The 16,045-nt window shown below is 42.0% G+C and carries 16 protein-coding genes; 11 read left to right on the top strand and 5 right to left on the bottom strand.

Features of this window, described 5'->3' with window-relative positions; genetic code table 11:
• Window positions 1–339: 339 nt before the first annotated feature.
• The 3 genes from ANSO36C_RS20730 (at window position 340) to ANSO36C_RS20720 (ending at window position 2,873) form a co-directional block, all read left to right on the top strand.
• A complete protein-coding gene (locus tag ANSO36C_RS20730) occupies window positions 340–966 on the top strand; it encodes a DUF3038 domain-containing protein (RefSeq protein ID WP_190939454.1) in 627 nt (208 codons plus the stop codon).
• The gene (locus ANSO36C_RS20725; protein ID WP_251956045.1) at window positions 963–2,420 is read left to right on the top strand and encodes a DUF4335 domain-containing protein; all 1,458 of its coding nucleotides are present in this window, start codon (window positions 963–965) and stop codon (window positions 2,418–2,420) included. Before ANSO36C_RS20730 ends, ANSO36C_RS20725 begins: the two co-directional genes overlap by 4 nt.
• 87 nt (window positions 2,421–2,507) lie before the next feature.
• Window positions 2,508–2,873 (top strand): four helix bundle protein, encoded by a 366-nt coding sequence (locus tag ANSO36C_RS20720; RefSeq protein WP_251956044.1) that lies wholly within the window; start codon window positions 2,508–2,510, stop codon window positions 2,871–2,873.
• Window positions 2,874–2,949: 76 nt separating this feature from the next.
• On the opposite strand, the gene ANSO36C_RS20715 is transcribed toward ANSO36C_RS20720, so the two are convergent.
• Complete coding sequence (locus tag ANSO36C_RS20715; protein ID WP_251956043.1) at window positions 2,950–5,220, bottom strand: transglycosylase domain-containing protein; 2,271 nt, start codon at window positions 5,218–5,220, stop codon at window positions 2,950–2,952.
• A gap of 435 nt (window positions 5,221–5,655) precedes the next feature.
• Here ANSO36C_RS20715 and ANSO36C_RS20710 point away from each other — a divergent pair, with 435 nt between their 5' ends.
• The gene (locus ANSO36C_RS20710; protein WP_251956042.1) at window positions 5,656–6,192 is read left to right on the top strand and encodes a hypothetical protein; all 537 of its coding nucleotides are present in this window, start codon (window positions 5,656–5,658) and stop codon (window positions 6,190–6,192) included.
• A gap of 208 nt (window positions 6,193–6,400) precedes the next feature.
• Here the strand turns inward: ANSO36C_RS20710 and lspA are convergent, their stop codons facing one another.
• Entirely contained in the window at window positions 6,401–6,877 is a 477-nt protein-coding gene (gene lspA / locus ANSO36C_RS20705; RefSeq protein ID WP_251956041.1) for a signal peptidase II, read from the bottom strand.
• Between the two features lie 94 nt (window positions 6,878–6,971).
• Window positions 6,972–7,559, bottom strand: coding sequence for a biotin transporter BioY (locus ANSO36C_RS20700; protein WP_251956040.1), 588 nt, complete (start codon window positions 7,557–7,559; stop codon window positions 6,972–6,974).
• A 477-nt stretch (window positions 7,560–8,036) separates the two neighbouring features.
• Between ANSO36C_RS20700 and ANSO36C_RS20695 the strand changes: the two genes are divergently transcribed.
• The 6 genes from ANSO36C_RS20695 to ANSO36C_RS20670 all read left to right on the top strand — a co-directional run bounded on the left by ANSO36C_RS20695 (window position 8,037) and on the right by ANSO36C_RS20670 (window position 13,837).
• Window positions 8,037–9,110, top strand: a complete 1,074-nt coding sequence (locus tag ANSO36C_RS20695; RefSeq protein ID WP_251956039.1) for a PstS family phosphate ABC transporter substrate-binding protein — start codon at window positions 8,037–8,039, stop codon at window positions 9,108–9,110.
• A 217-nt stretch (window positions 9,111–9,327) separates the two neighbouring features.
• Window positions 9,328–10,269, top strand: coding sequence for a phosphate ABC transporter permease subunit PstC (gene pstC, locus ANSO36C_RS20690; protein ID WP_251956038.1), 942 nt, complete (start codon window positions 9,328–9,330; stop codon window positions 10,267–10,269).
• Complete coding sequence (gene pstA, locus ANSO36C_RS20685; RefSeq protein ID WP_251956037.1) at window positions 10,266–11,198, top strand: phosphate ABC transporter permease PstA; 933 nt, start codon at window positions 10,266–10,268, stop codon at window positions 11,196–11,198. Before pstC ends, pstA begins: the two co-directional genes overlap by 4 nt.
• A 53-nt stretch (window positions 11,199–11,251) precedes the next feature.
• Window positions 11,252–12,055, top strand: a complete 804-nt coding sequence (gene pstB, locus ANSO36C_RS20680; protein WP_251956036.1) for a phosphate ABC transporter ATP-binding protein PstB — start codon at window positions 11,252–11,254, stop codon at window positions 12,053–12,055.
• Window positions 12,056–12,214: 159 nt separating this feature from the next.
• The gene (locus ANSO36C_RS20675) at window positions 12,215–13,405 is read left to right on the top strand and encodes an RNA-guided endonuclease InsQ/TnpB family protein (protein ID WP_251956035.1); all 1,191 of its coding nucleotides are present in this window, start codon (window positions 12,215–12,217) and stop codon (window positions 13,403–13,405) included.
• A 150-nt stretch (window positions 13,406–13,555) separates the two neighbouring features.
• Entirely contained in the window at window positions 13,556–13,837 is a 282-nt protein-coding gene (locus ANSO36C_RS20670; protein WP_251960394.1) for a hypothetical protein, read from the top strand.
• A 16-nt stretch (window positions 13,838–13,853) separates the two neighbouring features.
• Here ANSO36C_RS20670 and ANSO36C_RS20665 read toward each other — a convergent pair whose 3' ends face one another.
• Window positions 13,854–14,420, bottom strand: a complete 567-nt coding sequence (locus ANSO36C_RS20665) for a Uma2 family endonuclease (protein ID WP_251956034.1) — start codon at window positions 14,418–14,420, stop codon at window positions 13,854–13,856.
• A gap of 148 nt (window positions 14,421–14,568) precedes the next feature.
• Window positions 14,569–15,165 (bottom strand): glyoxalase-like domain protein, encoded by a 597-nt coding sequence (locus tag ANSO36C_RS20660; RefSeq protein ID WP_251956033.1) that lies wholly within the window; start codon window positions 15,163–15,165, stop codon window positions 14,569–14,571.
• A 196-nt stretch (window positions 15,166–15,361) separates the two neighbouring features.
• Between ANSO36C_RS20660 and ANSO36C_RS20655 the strand changes: the two genes are divergently transcribed.
• Complete coding sequence (locus ANSO36C_RS20655) at window positions 15,362–15,991, top strand: sigma-70 region 4 domain-containing protein (RefSeq protein WP_251956032.1); 630 nt, start codon at window positions 15,362–15,364, stop codon at window positions 15,989–15,991.
• Window positions 15,992–16,045: the final 54 nt, after the last annotated feature.

The following is a 16,045-nucleotide window of genomic DNA, read 5'->3' as shown; positions in this document are numbered from 1 at the left end:
CAGTCCCCAGTCTCCAATCCCCAATGCCCAATTTCAGATACCTGAAAAATCGTACACTATAATGTCATACGCTGGGGGTCAAGGCTGAAGCTTTGCCTTTCATTGACGATAATTACAATCTAAATCAAGCTAGAAAAGGTATTGCGCTAATAAATGAGGTGAATTAACTTATGTTTTAAAACTTTGATTTCAATATAGGGAAAACTTTGAGTAGAAAGAGTTCACTAATGTATATATCAGGTAGTCATGCTTCTGCCACAAGTCTAGTGTTTTTGTTTGGCTACCGATCTTAAATTTGTTTTATCTAGTCTGTTGGAACCGCATAAGGTATTTTTTAGAATGAATGTCTCAGCAAGTTTAACGCCGTTCAACAGTCCAACCCAAGACTCACTGCCGATGATTTTGGACACTTTACCAGATCCTGCGATCGCTTCCAAAACGTGTCCTCGAAGAACCAGGCTGCAAATTGACCTGATTTTACTGGCAATTGAAGCTTTAGAGCTTGGTGGTTCAGAAGCAATCCTGGCTTTTGCTCAAGAGTTGGATCTTAAAGGAATTGTTAAAGATAGAGTGAATTTATGGCGGATGCGTAGCTCTAACCCGCTACGAAGAGCGCATATACGTCGTCCCTTGACTATTATGGAAGCAAAAGCTCTGGTGGTCATTGCTTGCTACATAGCGCGGCGTTTAACTGTTGTCATCCGCCAGCTATTAATGATATGTCAACAAATGGAAGAGAAGCAGATTCCATTAGAACAGAATTTGCGGCTATCTAATTACCTAGAGCGGTTTAGAGCGCACTTTAAGAGCCGGATGAATGCTCGACGTTCTGGTGTACTAGCATTAACTTCTGATGAAAAATTAGATGAGCTAGCGATAAATTTGTTAGGACAATTACTATTTTGTACTGGTACAGCTGGAATGCAGCGATTCTGGATTAGTCTTTTTGACGGTGAAGTGGAATGAATATTCAACGTAAGTACAGTCTACCTAATTGTACGCTTCTTTTAGAAGGTTTAAGTGATGTTACTAGGGCTGCACACTTCCAAGAAATGCGCCCGGAATTATCAATATTGGTAAATGCAGAATGCTATTTATCTGGTTATAATCAACCTGTAACTGGAGGGCGGGAATTTTTTGAAAGTTTGGTGAGGGCTGTTAGTGGCTATGCCCAAGAATTTTTAAGTAGTGTACCCAATCCGCAAGCACACAATCAGGAATCAGAGCTAGTAGAGTTTCAGAAAATTGATAGCAACCGACATAGGTTAATCATACATTCAGAAGCTTCTCCAGAAGGGTTCGAGTCCCAGTCTAAAAATTCCAAACGTCCGCCGATTGAAATAGATTTGAATACGGTGCAGTTGTTTGATTTAGTAGAAGCAGTAGATCAGTTTTTTGCTGATACGCAGACTTTACCAGAATTATCTCTAGAACTACAACCCGTTACCAGACGCTACGGCGGTGCTAGTCAGGCTTTGATCAGGCAGGCTGTTCCTGCTGCTGTAGGAGTATCAAGTTTAGCAGTAGCTGCGATCGCTTTTAACTTGATTCCACCTCCCCAGATGCGTCCACCACAGCCTAAACCAGATGAGCAAACTAGCTCTACAACAAAGAGCCTTAATCCTCCAGCATCGGCTGCTGCAACACCTACAGCAACAGCAACACCTACAGCAACAGCAACACCTACAGCAACAGCAACACCCACAGCTAATGAAAAGCCAGTAGTCAAAGATTTAGAAGCACTTTTAAATACAGTTCCAGAAATTACCGATCCATCGCAGCTGCGTGCATTGAATCGTCAAGTGTATAACCAAGTTCATCCAGCTTGGACTAAGCGTTTAGGATTGCAACAGGATTTGATCTATCGTCTGGGTGTAGCTGCGGATGGAGCGATCGTTGGTTACAAGGCGGTGAATAAAGAGGCAAATCAAGGAGTCGGGCAAACTCCTCTGCCTAACTTACTTTATAATCCTGCTAACCGCGCTCCCATCTCCAAAGAACCCATCGCCCAATTCCGAATAGTGTTTACTACAAATGGTGTGTTGCAAGTTAGCCCTTGGCGGGGATATGCGAGAACGCCAGAGGTAGTAGGTACAAAAATTACTGACTCTAATATAACTAAAGGTTTAAATCAAAAGCTTTATAATACAGTTCGCCAAAGTTGGAGTGGTACTCCCACCTTTACGCGAGATTTGAAATATCGAGTAGCAGTCAACAAAGATGGTGTAATTGCTGACTATGAACCACTAAACCAAGTCGCTTTTGACTATTTCCGAGAAACACCTCTTCCCAAGATGTTTAACGCTATTTATGGTTCCAATGTAGCACCTCCCAATGACAAAGAACCTTTAGCCCACTTCCAAGTGATATTCAAGCCTAGCGGTATGCTGGAAGTCATTCCTTGGCAGGGATATCGGTAATTGGGGATTGGGGATTGAGCATTGGGCATTGGGCATTGGGCATTGAGAATTGGGAACTATTGATCAATAAATGATCAATGGACTTTTGTGAGAAGACCTGATTTTGAGGACTTAAAAGTTTATCAACTTGCTGAAAAGCTAGCTAATGAAATTTGGCATATTGTTAAAGGATGGGACAATTTCACTAAAAATACACTGGGCAAGCAAATTGTTCGGTCTGCTGATAGTATTTGTGCGAACATTGCAGAAGGTAGAGGTAGGTACAGCGACCAAGACAATCGACGTTTTGTCAAGATTGCGAGAGGGTCTTTGTATGAAACTATCAGCTGGTTGAGGTTAGCCTACGCCAGACAATTATTGACAAATGAACAGGTAAGCAGATTTAAGCCAATTCTTGATGAACTATTACCCAAGCTCAATGCTTATCTAAAATCCATAGGGAATAGAGAATAGCAGCTTAATTCTCTTCCCCATACCCCATACCCCATGCCCCATGCCCCATGCCCCATACCCCATGCCCAATCTCCATTTACCGCGTAATTCTCCGCATATAATTTCCCCACAACTGAGCGGCTTGAGCGCTGCTACCGGATGTGGGGGAATTATTGTCGTTTCCCAGCCAAACACCAGTTACAAGTCGCCGACTTGGAATAAAACCTATAAACCATAAGTCAACGTTTTTATCAGTCGTGCCTGTTTTACCGGCTTCTCCGAGTCCAATGGCAGCACTACGACCAGTACCTCTGCTGATGACACCACGCATCAAACTAGTCATCTCATTGGCGACACCAGTTGGTAGAACTCGTTTGTTGGCATCTGGATCTTGGTCGAAGGAGTAGATTACACGGCAGGTTTTGATATCATTGCGATCGCGGCAATCACCACTGTCTAAAATCCGGTTAATGGCATGGGGAGGATTGGAAACACCGCGATTGCCAATAGCACCAAAAGCACCAGTCATTTCCAAAACATTAACTACACTTTGACCTAGTACCAAGCCAGGAACCGGATCGAGGTTTGATTTTACCCCCAAACGCTGCGCCATTGCCACGACTTTATCCAGCCCGACTTCTCTGGCAACTCGTAGGGCGATGGGATTTTCTGAAAGAGCAAGCCCCGTGGCAATATCTAAAGTAGCGCCAGCACCAGCACGACAGGGTTTATAAGTAAAGCCTTGCCAAGGTAAAGGGGCACAAGAATAACTTTTTGATTCTGAAATTCCTTGTTGAATAGCAGCAGTGTAAGCAAAAATTTTGAAGGTGGAACCTGGTTGTCTTTTGGCTTGAACAGCACGATTAAACTGACTTTTTTTGTAATCAGTCCCGCCCACCATTGCCAGAATACTGCCTGTACTGGAGTCAAGAGTAACTACCGCCCCTTGAGAAAAATTAAAATTTCTACCAGCGTTGTTCACTGAATTACTCAAGGCTGCTTCTGCTTGCCTCTGTATCGCTGGATCAAGCTTGGTTTCAATGATATAGTTTCCCTCTCTTGCAGCTCCCTCGCCCAAGATTGATTCCAGTTCAGAGAAGACGTAACTGTAAAAATAAGGAGCGATCGTTTTAGCTTGCTGTTCGCATACTTTAGGACTAATTTGAACAGTGGAGCGTCTAGCTCGGTTTGCATCCTCTGGTTTAATTTTTCCCATCTCCAGCAACCGCTTAATCACGCGATTCCGGTATTCAGCCGCTTCTAGCTTATTTGGCCCATCCCCACAAAAATCGAAGGCGTTGGGAGCAGGTAAAATTCCTACCAATGTTGCTGCTTCTGCCAAAGTTAATTCTTTAGCCGACTTCTCAAAGTAATATCGGGCTGCATCTTCAAAGCCAGAGGTATCCCCTCCCAAAAAAACCCGATTTAAATACATCAGCAAAATATCATCTTTGCTGTAAAATGTTTCGAGCTTCAGGGCAACAACTGCCTCTCGCAATTTGCGTCCAAGGGTATCTTGTCTACCTACATACTCACGGAATAAACTGCGGGCAACTTGCTGGGTAACAGTGCTGGCTCCCTGTTGGACATCTCCGCTGCGGCTATTAATCAATATGGCTCGTAAAATCCCCAGAGGGTCAACCCCAAAGTGCCAGTAATAACGACTATCCTCTGAAGCCACTACCGCAGCAGGCAAATAAGAGCCAAATTCCTCTAATCGCTTCATGTCTACATGAGAAATAGTCCGAGGCTCTCTCAGGGGAGTGGCTCCATCACGGGCGTAAACAACTACTGGGGCGCGTGTAGCTGTAGGTAAAGGTCTAACTGAGAATTTTAGCCATTCGACTCCAATTACTAAGGCTAACAGGGCACTGACACCACCGACACCATAACCTGTCCAACTTGCAGCTTTAACATACCAGGCTGGTGGGTCGACGTATTGCAACCGCACAGAAGCGGCGAGTTCTGGGGGACCCAAAGTCAGAATATCACCGTGGCGCAGTTCTAGGGAGCTAACACGACGCTTGCCACGATAAATGCCATTGGTGGAGTTTTCGTCTTTGATAACAAAGACTGGTGTGCGTTGAGTAGAATTCCGTGATAGAGACAGGTGAATTTGACTGACAACAGGGTTACGGATGACGATATCGCTTGATTTGGAGCTACGACCTAGAATATAGCGATCGCCCAACAGTGGATATACCTCTGCTTTATCCGCCCCCGCATCCTGCACCCAAAGTTCTGGTACTTTGGCATTAGGCTTGAGCGCCAATTTAGAAAAATCGACCCTAGCTTGAATTGTATGTACTGCTTGAGTCAGTTGACCTAGTAACGTTTGTGGCTTGTGAGGGGGTTGGGGAGAACTCATCGGCTATTCACATCACAGTTTTTAGTGAAGAATCGGGCGAATTACAATCAATTTAGATGTTAGTCTTTCATCATTTTACTCATAAGCCAAAGCATAAATTGAGTATACGGAACTTTTTGCGCTAATTTATACTTATAATCTAGCTTACGATCAGAATCAAGTAGTTATTTTTGTCACCTCTTTATAGAGTGATAACATTTTCATACATTCTCAAAGTCTGATTAAATATACTATTAATCATTCAACTACTACAATTATAACTTTTAATTTTGTACCTTTAAATACTAGCTACTAACAACAAACAGATTTAATTTTTACCAATTTTACATATCCACATATTCTGAAACAAACCTAAATATATTCATTTAGGAAGATTTTTTAAATTTCAATTATCTGCTTTAATAGGGCGAGTGTTCCGTTGAGGTTAATTACATAATGGGAAAATCTCTGACTTTGATTGGTGCGGCTTTATCTTTGGCATTTACCACTAATATTGCTGTAGCCGAATCCAGTAAATCCCTCATAGCTCAATCCAGTAGCGACTCCATGAGTGCACCAGCGGAAATTAAAATGTCGCCACAAGGGATGGAAATTCTGTGTAAGAATTTTCCGCTCAATTCCCGTTGTCCCGGTGGCACAGCACTCACCCCTAGTGTTCCTAGTACGACTACGGCACCAGTAGAAACCACTCCTGGTAGCACTACCACACCTGATGTAACTACTCCTGGTAGCACAACTACTCCCGAAATCACTCCAGCACCAGAAACCATTACTCCATCTGAATCTGGCACTCCCGAAATCACTCCAGCACCAGAAACCATTACTCCATCTGAATCTGGCACTCCTAGCAATTTAGCTCCAGCACCAGAAAATGTTACCCCATCTGAATCTCCCACTCCTGGCAGCACTACCGAACCAGGTATGAGTACTCCCGACTCTAGTTCACCAAAAACTCCTGCCACAGGTAATTAAATTAAAAGCTGAGGCATAATCAGAATAACTGGTTTGCCATCAGCGCTGATCGGTGCATCTTTTTTGAATTCTTACACTAGTCATACACACTGGTGTAAAAAATAAACCAAAGTTCCTAGAACCTTTATAGATCGAGTCTTCGCATATAGGACAGAGCAAGGGTTTCAGTAACAGTTAGCCTGGGATTAATTATCCCAGGCTTAATAGTTTAATACGGTCTGTCAGTTGAAGTCGGTGTTTTTTGAAACGAAGCAATTAATAGGCAAACAATACCGATACTAATGAACGAATCTGCCACATTAAATACAGCAAAGTTAATCAGGCGAAAATCAAGAAAATCAACGACGTAGCCTAAAACAAAACGATCAATACCATTACCCATAGCTCCACCTAAAATTAAGCCGTAGCCCAACTGATCCCACAAATTTAATGTTGGGCCAAACAAAGCCAACGCTATCAATACTAAACTCACTCCTAAAGATAGCCAGCGTAACCACTCTACTTTCCCACTTAACAGACTAAAAGCCGCGCCAGTGTTAGTTACATAGGTAAAGTGAAATATCCCAGGTAATAGTGGTAGTGTCTGCCCCAAGCTAAAGGTTTGCACTATCCAGTACTTTGTTATTTGGTCTAAGAAAAAAGCGATGAAGGCAGCAATCCAGAAAAGACGATTTTTTAAACGCATGGTGAATTAGTCATTGGTCGTTGGTCATTGGTCATTGGTCATTGGTCATTGGTCATGAGCTTTTGACAAATGACAAAGGACGAAAGACAATCAACTAATAAAACATTAAGTGACGCAATATATATGCTATTACAGTAACCGCACAGACAACAGTTAGCTGACCTGGTAGTGCAAACCATGAGTATCTGAGGATTGCTTGCATCAAGGGTAAATTTTCTGTGCCTTTCCACTGAAAAAGATAGCTAATAATCAAATAAGTAATACCGCAGATGTGGATAGTTAACAAGCCACAGATGCAACTAAAAGCAAGAGTTTCTAGTCGAGGTCTAGCTTTAAAGGCAAATAAGCCACAAATCCAAGCTCCAGGAATAAAGCCTAGTAAATAGCCAAATTGAGATAACTTGATATAACCGATACCGCCGCCATCAGCAAATACAGGTAATAACGTTAAGCCCATGACTAAATAAGCAATTTGCGAGAGCGCACCGGCATTTTTACCTCCTAAGCAACCTACCAACAGTACTGCGCCAATTTGAAAAGTGACACCTAAAGAAAAAGTTTGAATTCCGTGCTTACTCCAACTCCCAGGTAAGGTGATACCATAAACTTCTAGGAAAGTGCCACCCATTGTCAGGAGTAAGCCGATCATTGACCATAGTAATTGATTGGAAGCAGCAAACATTTATCAGGCAACCAAGGAAAGGCACAAGGGAAAACCAACAGCAACCAGTATAAACATTAATATATAAACTCTCCTACCTTAGCTTTGCTTACACTGCTAGTTCGCTTAAGAGTAAGGATACGCAGAACCCAAATAACAGAGAGGGGTTCCAATCTTACTGCGTAATACCCTAACTTAAAATTGCTTATTAATTGCTAATCCTTACCCGTAAATTAATTTAAAAATATGCTGATTCAAAAAAATATTTACACCATACCCAAATCATTAGCATTTTACGTTATTTAGTACTAAATCGTAGTACAATTTATATCAAATGTTAAAGATATTTACTGTTTCAGATGTGCTTTTAGTAACTTAAAAGATTTTAAAATTATAAGTATGTTTTAGTATTTCCTTAACCTTTTCTTAACCTTGCTGTTACTCTAGAGTGCTAAGGTTCATACTGTTAATCGATAGCATCAATTTATAAAGATCCTTATGTTCTCTTCAAAGGTGCGGTTTTTTGCTCCCCTAGTTGCTCTAGCAATTGGTATTAGCTCTTGCGGCGATAACAATCAAGCTTCTAACAACTCTAGCCCAGCAGCTGATGGCGGCGCTACCCCAGCTACCAATACAGCAACAGGATCAAACTTATCTGGAAAAGTCCAGATAGACGGTTCTAGTACCGTCTATCCTATTTCTGAGGCGATGGCAGAAGAGTTTCAAAAGGCTAATCCTGGAGTGCGAGTTACTGTGGCTTCCTCTGGTACAGGTGGAGGGTTCAAGAAATTCTGTGCGGGTGAAACTGATATTTCTAATGCTTCCCGCCCCATTAAGCCGGAAGAAGTGGAACTCTGTAAAAAAGGTAATATCGAGTACATTGAATTACCGATCGCTTATGATGGTCTATCTGTAGTGGTTAACCCCCAAAACAACTTTGCAAGTTGCCTCAAAGTTGATGAACTAAAGAGAATGTGGGAACCAGCGGCTCAAGGCAAAGTCAGCCAATGGAACCAAATTAATCCGAAATTTCCTGCACAGAAAATAGGTTTGTATGGCCCTGGTACAGACTCTGGTACTTATGACTATTTCACTCAAGCAGTTATAGGTAAGGAAGGGGAAAGTCGAGGAGACTACACTGCTAGTGAAGATGACAATACCTTGGTGCAGGGTGTGAGCGCTGACCCAGGTGGTATAGCCTTCTTTGGCTATGCCTATTATGAGAACAACAAAGAGAAGTTAAAGCTGGTTGGCATTGATGGTGGTAAGGGTTGTATTCAGCCGAGTCCACAAACCATCGCTGATGGTACTTACCAACCCCTTGCTCGCCCAGAGTTTATCTATATAAAGAAAACTGCGGCGACGCGTCCTGAAGTTAAGGCTTTTGTTGATTTCAATTATGCTCCAGCGAACCAAAAGCTAGTATCAGAAGTGGGCTATGTGCCTCTACCTAGCGATATACTCACTGAAGTTCAAACACGCTTCAGCAGTGGAAAAGTAGGTTCGGTTTTTGAAGGTGAGGGTTCTCAAGTGGGCGTTACTCTGAAAGACCTTCTCAAGAAAGAAAACTAAGAATCAGCCACTAATTACTCTCGTAAACAGAATTTGCACTACGCCCTGCTAGCTGGAAGTAGTAGCTTGTAAAAAAAAGTCTGTTTATACTGACTTTATTTAAGGCTGATGGTCTTGAAAGTAAGCTTTATTTCCAGCATTAGGGTAGTTCTCATAGAATGGTAGTGTGTCCATACATACAAAGGGAGTTTGAATTTATGAGGTTGTCGGCAAAGAAATGACTTCCAATCCGTTATCTAATCAGCCAAGTAATTCCAAGTTATGGCAACCCAATCGGGCTTTGAGTAAGTCGGTGGAAACTGGTGTCAAAACCTTGTTCGCCTTATTTGCCTTTGTCTCGGTTATAACCACGATTGGCATTGTTTTAACACTGATTTTTGAGACTGTTGAATTTTTTCAAGAAGTCTCGATATGGCGGTTTTTAACAGACACACAATGGACACCACTGTTTACTAATCAGCAGTTTGGAATCATGGTGCTAATTAGCGCCACGTTGCTCACATCTGTAATTGCGATCGCAGTAGCATTGCCACTAGGATTATTAGCTGCTATCTGCTTAAGTGAATATGCTCCAGCGAAACTTCGCAAATGGCTGAAGCCAGCCCTAGAAGTATTGGCAGGCGTACCCACAGTAGTGTTTGGTTACTTTGCACTGTTCACAGTTACACCCTTCCTCCAAACATTCATCCCTGGGATGCAGGGATTCAATGCTTTGAGTGCGGGTTTAGTACTGGGAGTTTCGATTATTCCTTTGGTAGCTTCTTTGAGTGAAGATGCTCTCTATTCCGTTCCGCGTAGTTTGCGGGAAGGTGCTTATGCGTTGGGATCAACCAAGCGGGAAACAATTATTTCAGTGGTATTGCCAGCAGCACTTTCTGGGATAGTAGCTTCTTTTATCTTGGCTATTTCTCGCGCCATTGGCGAAACAATGATTCTCACTATCGCGGCTGGTCAAAATCCTCAGTTGGGTTTCAACCCACTAGTGCCAATTCAGACAATGACAGCATACATTGTCCAAGTAAGTAAAGGAGACACACCAGCAGGCTCACTCGCCTATAAAACTATTTTTGCGGTGGGTATGACTTTATTTCTCATCACCCTAACCCTGAATATTTTTAGTTATTGGTTTGTTCGTCGCTTCCGGGAGAAATACGAATGACAAAGAGCAATACTGAGTTTACAAATCTGTCTGACTCTGGGGTAAATCCGAACTTTGACCTAGCGATCAATAAACGTTACAACCTTGACAAAGTTTTTGCGATCGCCACTTGGGTTGCGACTTCCTTTGCATTGCTGGTGTTAGTTATTTTGCTCATAGATGTCTTAACTGATGGTCTTGGCCGCTTGAATTGGTCTTTTGTTACCAGTTTTTCCTCTCGCCGTGCCTCATCTGCTGGGGTATTGGCTCCCTTAGTTGGCACTATTTGGCTGTTGGTCATCACTGCCTTAATTTCCTTTCCTTTAGGAGTAGGCGCAGGGATTTTCTTGGAAGAGTATGCCACGGACAACTGGTTTACTCGATTAATTGAAATCAATATTGCAAATTTAGCCGCAGTGCCATCAATTATTTATGGCTTGCTAGGCTTGCAAGTTTTTGTGCGGGTGATGGAACCAATTACCAGGGGACGCAGTATTCTAGCTGGTGCTTTAACATTAAGTTTGTTGATTCTACCAATTATCATCATTACCACTCGTGAATCACTGCGTGCTGTTCCCGATAGTCTGCGACAAGCAGGTTTTGCCCTTGGTGCTAATAGGTGGCAAATCATCCGAGAACAAATTTTCCCTATTGCTTTGCCAGGTATCCTGACCGGTACAATTCTGTCACTTTCACGAGCGATTGGTGAGACGGCTCCGTTGATTGTAGTTGGGGCTGTTGGGTTTATTACTTTCTTACCTCAGCTTTCTTTCAAAGGTTTGCAAAGTTCTTTTACAGCACTACCAATTCAAATTTTTGATTGGGTTTCTCGCCCTCAAGTCGAGTTTCACCAGAATGCTGCTGCTGGCATTGTTGTTTTGATGATCGTGCTGATGTTAATGAATTCAACAGCAATATTTTTACGCAATAAATTCCAACAGTCACGCTAAATAAATCAACTTCATTTAAATTTAGTTTTTCAGCATTAACCTGAAATTTTTGTATGGTATCAAGCTCAAAAACCGCTACTTCCGAGAGTATTTTACAAGCCGAGCAATTATCTGTTTTCTATGGTAGTTTCAAAGCAGTCCGTGATGTTAACTTAAACATCGGCAAAAACAAAATTACCGCTCTTATTGGCCCTTCTGGATGCGGTAAAAGCACTGTTCTAAGGTGTTTTAACCGTTTAAATGACTTGATTCCTGGGGCACATATTGAGGGAAGAATTACCTTTGGTGATACCGATATTTATGACAAAAGAATTGACACAGTAGAATTACGCCGTCGGGTTGGTATGGTTTTTCAGAAGCCTAACCCCTTTCCCAAGTCAATTTATGAAAATATCGCCTTTGGAGCCAGGATTAATGGTTATAAAGGTGATATGGATGAATTGGTAGAACGGAGTTTGCGACAAGCTGCGTTATGGGATGAAGTTAAGCATAAACTAAAGCAAAGTGGTCTATCTATATCTGGTGGTCAACAACAGCGCTTATGCATTGCTCGCGCCCTCGCAATTCAGCCAGAAGTTTTGTTAATGGATGAACCTTGCTCCGCTCTTGACCCAATTTCAACTTTGCGAGTTGAAGAATTACTTCAAGAACTGAAGTCGCAATATACCATTATTATCGTCACCCACAATATGCAACAAGCAGCACGGGTATCGGATATGACAGCTTTTTTCAATGCACAGGCGACAGAAACGGGCAGCAAAATGGGATATCTGGTTGAATACAACTTGACAGAGAATATTTTCAACAATCCTCAGCAGGAAGATACCCGAGATTACGTCAGCGGCAAATTCGGATAAATAAATATTTTACGAGTCGTGATGCGTAAAGCCCTCGTCATTCATGCGGGGGATATAAGCGAATGGCTGAATTTATTCAGCGGTCAAGATTGTATAAAGTTTTTCAGCCTTCCCAGCATTTTATACCGGACATGGTAGTATAAGGTGGGAGGTAAAAAGATGCTAGTTTTTGAATTCAAAGCTTACGGGAAGTCACCGCAATTGACCGCAATAGATAATGCAATTCGGACTGCAAAGTTCATTCGTAATAGCTGTATTCGGCTATGGATGGATGTTAAAGGTACGGGCAAAAACGATTTGCAAAAATATTGTGCTGTACTTGCGGCTAATTTTCCCTTTGCTAATGAACTTAATTCAATGGATAGACAGGCTAGTGCTGAAAGAGCATGGTCTTCTATCTCTCGGTTTTATGAAAACTGCAAGAAGGGTATTCCAGGCTTAAAAGGATATCCCCAGTTCCAAAAAGATTGTCGCTCTGTTGAGTACAAAACATCAGGATGGAAGCTTGCAGATAATCGTAAATCCATAACTTTCACCGATAAAAAAGGTATTGGGCGATTAAAGCTCAAAGGTACTCGTGATTTGCACTTCTACCAAATCAACCAAATTAAACGGGTGAGATTGGTAAAACGTGCAGATGGTGTGTATGTGCAATTTTGTATTGATGTAGACCGTTCTGAAAACATAGAACCAACTGGTAACACAGTTGGTTTAGACGTTGGACTTAAGGAATACTACGCCGACTCTAACGGAACAATGGTTGAAAACCCTAAGTTTCTTCGTGTTGGTGAAAAAATCCTTAAGCGTTCACAACGTCGAGTTTCCAGAAGGGTAAAAGGTTCAAAAAATAGAGGCAAGGCACAACATATTTTAGGTAAACGCCACCTCAAAATAAGTAGGCAACGTAAAGACCATGCTGTGAAATTAGCACGGTGCGTAGTTCAGTCTAACGACTTGATAGCCTATGAAGATTTGAGGATTAAAAATATGGTGAAAAATCAAAGTCTCGCCAAGTCTATTAATGACGCTTCTTGGTATCAGTTTCGTGTGTGGGTTGAGTACTTTGGTAAAGTATTTAAACGTGTCACTGTTGCGGTTAATCCGCAATATACAAGCCTTGAATGCTCTAGCTGTGGTGTCATCGTTAAGAAAACACTATCCACTCGAACCCATGTTTGTAAATGTGGTTGTGTGATGGATAGAGATGAAAACGCAGCTAGAATTATCCTTAGTCGAGGATTGGGTACGGTAGGGCATATCGGAACCTCTGCGCTAGACGTAGGCAACGCTTGCGGAGATGAAACCTCTACTCTTGTTGGTGAAAACCTGCATGAGCAAGTTATGTCTTAGATTCAAGAATCCCCGTCGCTTCAGCGCGGGGAGTGTCAAGTTGTTGATGTTAAAGCAATGAGGAATACTCGAAAATTAAAGCTGTGCGATATTCCTCTAGTTTTTTATTTGAAGGACTTTTTTCTTCCCAACAAACTTCATCTCCTCTCCATGCTGTCCGATGTCTATTACTTAGTGCGCTCAAAAACTGACGGGAATTATCTTATAGCTCGTCCTGATGCTGAAACATCGGGTTACTTATTGCTGTTTCAAGAAAACTTTGATGCCCTTAGCTATCTCAACACCCACGCAGCAGAAGTGGCAAATCGCTTTGCAGTGGAATCTATTGCCCGTACACAGTTGGCAAACTTGCTCAAACGCTGGGGTTTTAGCGGTGTGGGTATTGTGACTGACCCGTTGTTACCCAAGGTTGAATTTTTACAGCACAGTTAACTAATTCGTAATTTATTTAAGTAAATAAAAGAGCGATCGCACAAGTAAAATCAGGTAATATGGGTGAACTCAATTCATCACCATTGAATAACGTAGCAACTAATTTTAAACTTGCTTGTTCGCGTCGATATACTTCCACCTGTTGTTTGCGCCAATCTACAATCCAATATTCTCTGACACCTCGTGATGAGTAGAGCTTAAGTTTTAGTTCTCTGTCCCGCTTTTCATTTTCACTACCAACAGATAACACCTCTACAACCAGTTCTGGCGCACCAGTCAAATGCCCCGCCTCGTCTAAAAGTAAAGGCAATATTTCGTTGCTAGCCCAGACAACATCGGGAATAACATTATCATTATCGCCAAAAATTATTCCTGGAGCAGGTACGACCTGTCCCAAAGAAGTAGCTTGTGACCAAATATGCAATGGAGTAATAATTCTGACACACGTTTTTTGATGATTCCAGTGGGGCGCTTTAGTCACAAACAATTCTCCGTCAATAATTTCGTAGCGATTCCCGTTATCTGGAAACAACTCTAAATCGGCGGTAGTCCAGCGCACTCTCTCAGATATCGGCTGGTTCATAAATTATCTTGGTTAGGGGATTTACCTATTTTAGCCCGAGTGGAAATGGGACATTAATTTAGAAGCCAAGCTGGGAGTCAATCTAAAATCTAAAAATATTGGGTGGAGCGATGCCCCACCCAACCTAAAATAATCTAATAACTAACGACTAATTCGCTACCTCAGCCACCTCAATGACTCGCCCTTCATAGTCCTTGACTAAAAAGTTCAGGGGTTTTTGGTTACGAATCTTGAATTTCAAACCACGCGTTTCGACTCGCATTAGAATCATTTCCAGGCAATCGTGGTCAAAACAAACGTGACGTTGTTGATTTTTGCTACCTAAACTCGCACCAGTAATGACGTGTAGCTGCGTGTTTTTCTTCAATTGATACCACAACCCATCATTAGCATTATTCATCATTTTGCTAGACAAGCTAGGCCCAGTAGACATATATAGCGGATCAACGCCAGTTGCGCCTATAGTTTGTTCGTAATTGTAGTAGTAGTGCAATGGCACCTCAGCTGCTGGCAAATCTAGCAGTCCTTCATACAACTGTCGGGCAATTTCCAAATCTGACACCATTACAGTGTGTACTTTTGGGGCACTGGTGAGAAACATCCACATAGCACCAGCATAAGCTGCTAGTAGCATCACCATAATGCCTTGGGTAGAGAATAGGCTATCCAAGGGCAGGGAAGGCAGAAAGGAGCCTAAGGTAAGGGGACTGAGCAGGAACGATATCACACTAACCGCTATAACCATGAACAAATAAGGATTCTATAAGAGAGTTGATTTTATCATTGTCGATTAAGACTAAAATTAAGTCCTTGTTTGTAGTTTATCAATACTCAAGTAGTCTGAGTCTCATCTACAAACTGAGCAACACCAAGATATTATGCGATTAACTAGGGAAGTGTAATTCCCAAAACTATTTTAACAATTATCAATCGAAAGGCTTATGCAAATTCCCCATTTTACGGAAGCTAATCACCCCCTGGTGAAGTCGCTATTCCATCACAGTGACCATGAACTACTGACTCTGTTTCAGCGCAATCCAGATGCTGGAAAGTATTTTACAGTAATTTTTTGCCGCTATAGCCCTATAGTCTATACCTTAATTCGACATTCGGCGCGATCGCCTGTGCAGGCAGATTATTTGTTTGCCCTCACTTGGCGGCATATTTATTACGAACTCGGTGGACTAAAGTTAACTGACTCTGAATCAGATCAGGAAGCTCTAACCATGCAAAATTGGTTAATTAATATGACAGCTTTCTGTATTAACGAGATTAAGCTACCACCTACAGAAGCAATTCATTATTCTCTCCAAGCGACTTCGCCGCCGCTATGGTGCTATGTAGAACAGGCGTTAGACCAATTACCACCAGTTTTGCGATTGATCGTGTTAATGGCTCAAACTTTCCACTGGAGCGAAACTAGAATCGCTGCCTATCTGCAAGCAGAAGGAGAAGCGATCGCTCCTAACGAAGTAGCCAATTTTCTCCAGGAAGGCTATCGTATGCTAGAGGACAAATTACCCACGGATATCCGCTCTATATACTTTGGAGAAGATTCTGCTCAATCATGAATTAAGTGTAAACGCGTATATTGATTGTCTTCAATTAAAAAATTAAAACTTCTT

The organism is Nostoc cf. commune SO-36 (assembly GCF_023734775.1).
Taxonomy (GTDB): Bacteria; Cyanobacteriota; Cyanobacteriia; order Cyanobacteriales; family Nostocaceae; genus Nostoc; species Nostoc commune_A.
The sequence above is the reverse complement of the archived record's forward strand: the minus strand, read 5'-3'. Positions and strand labels throughout refer to the sequence as shown.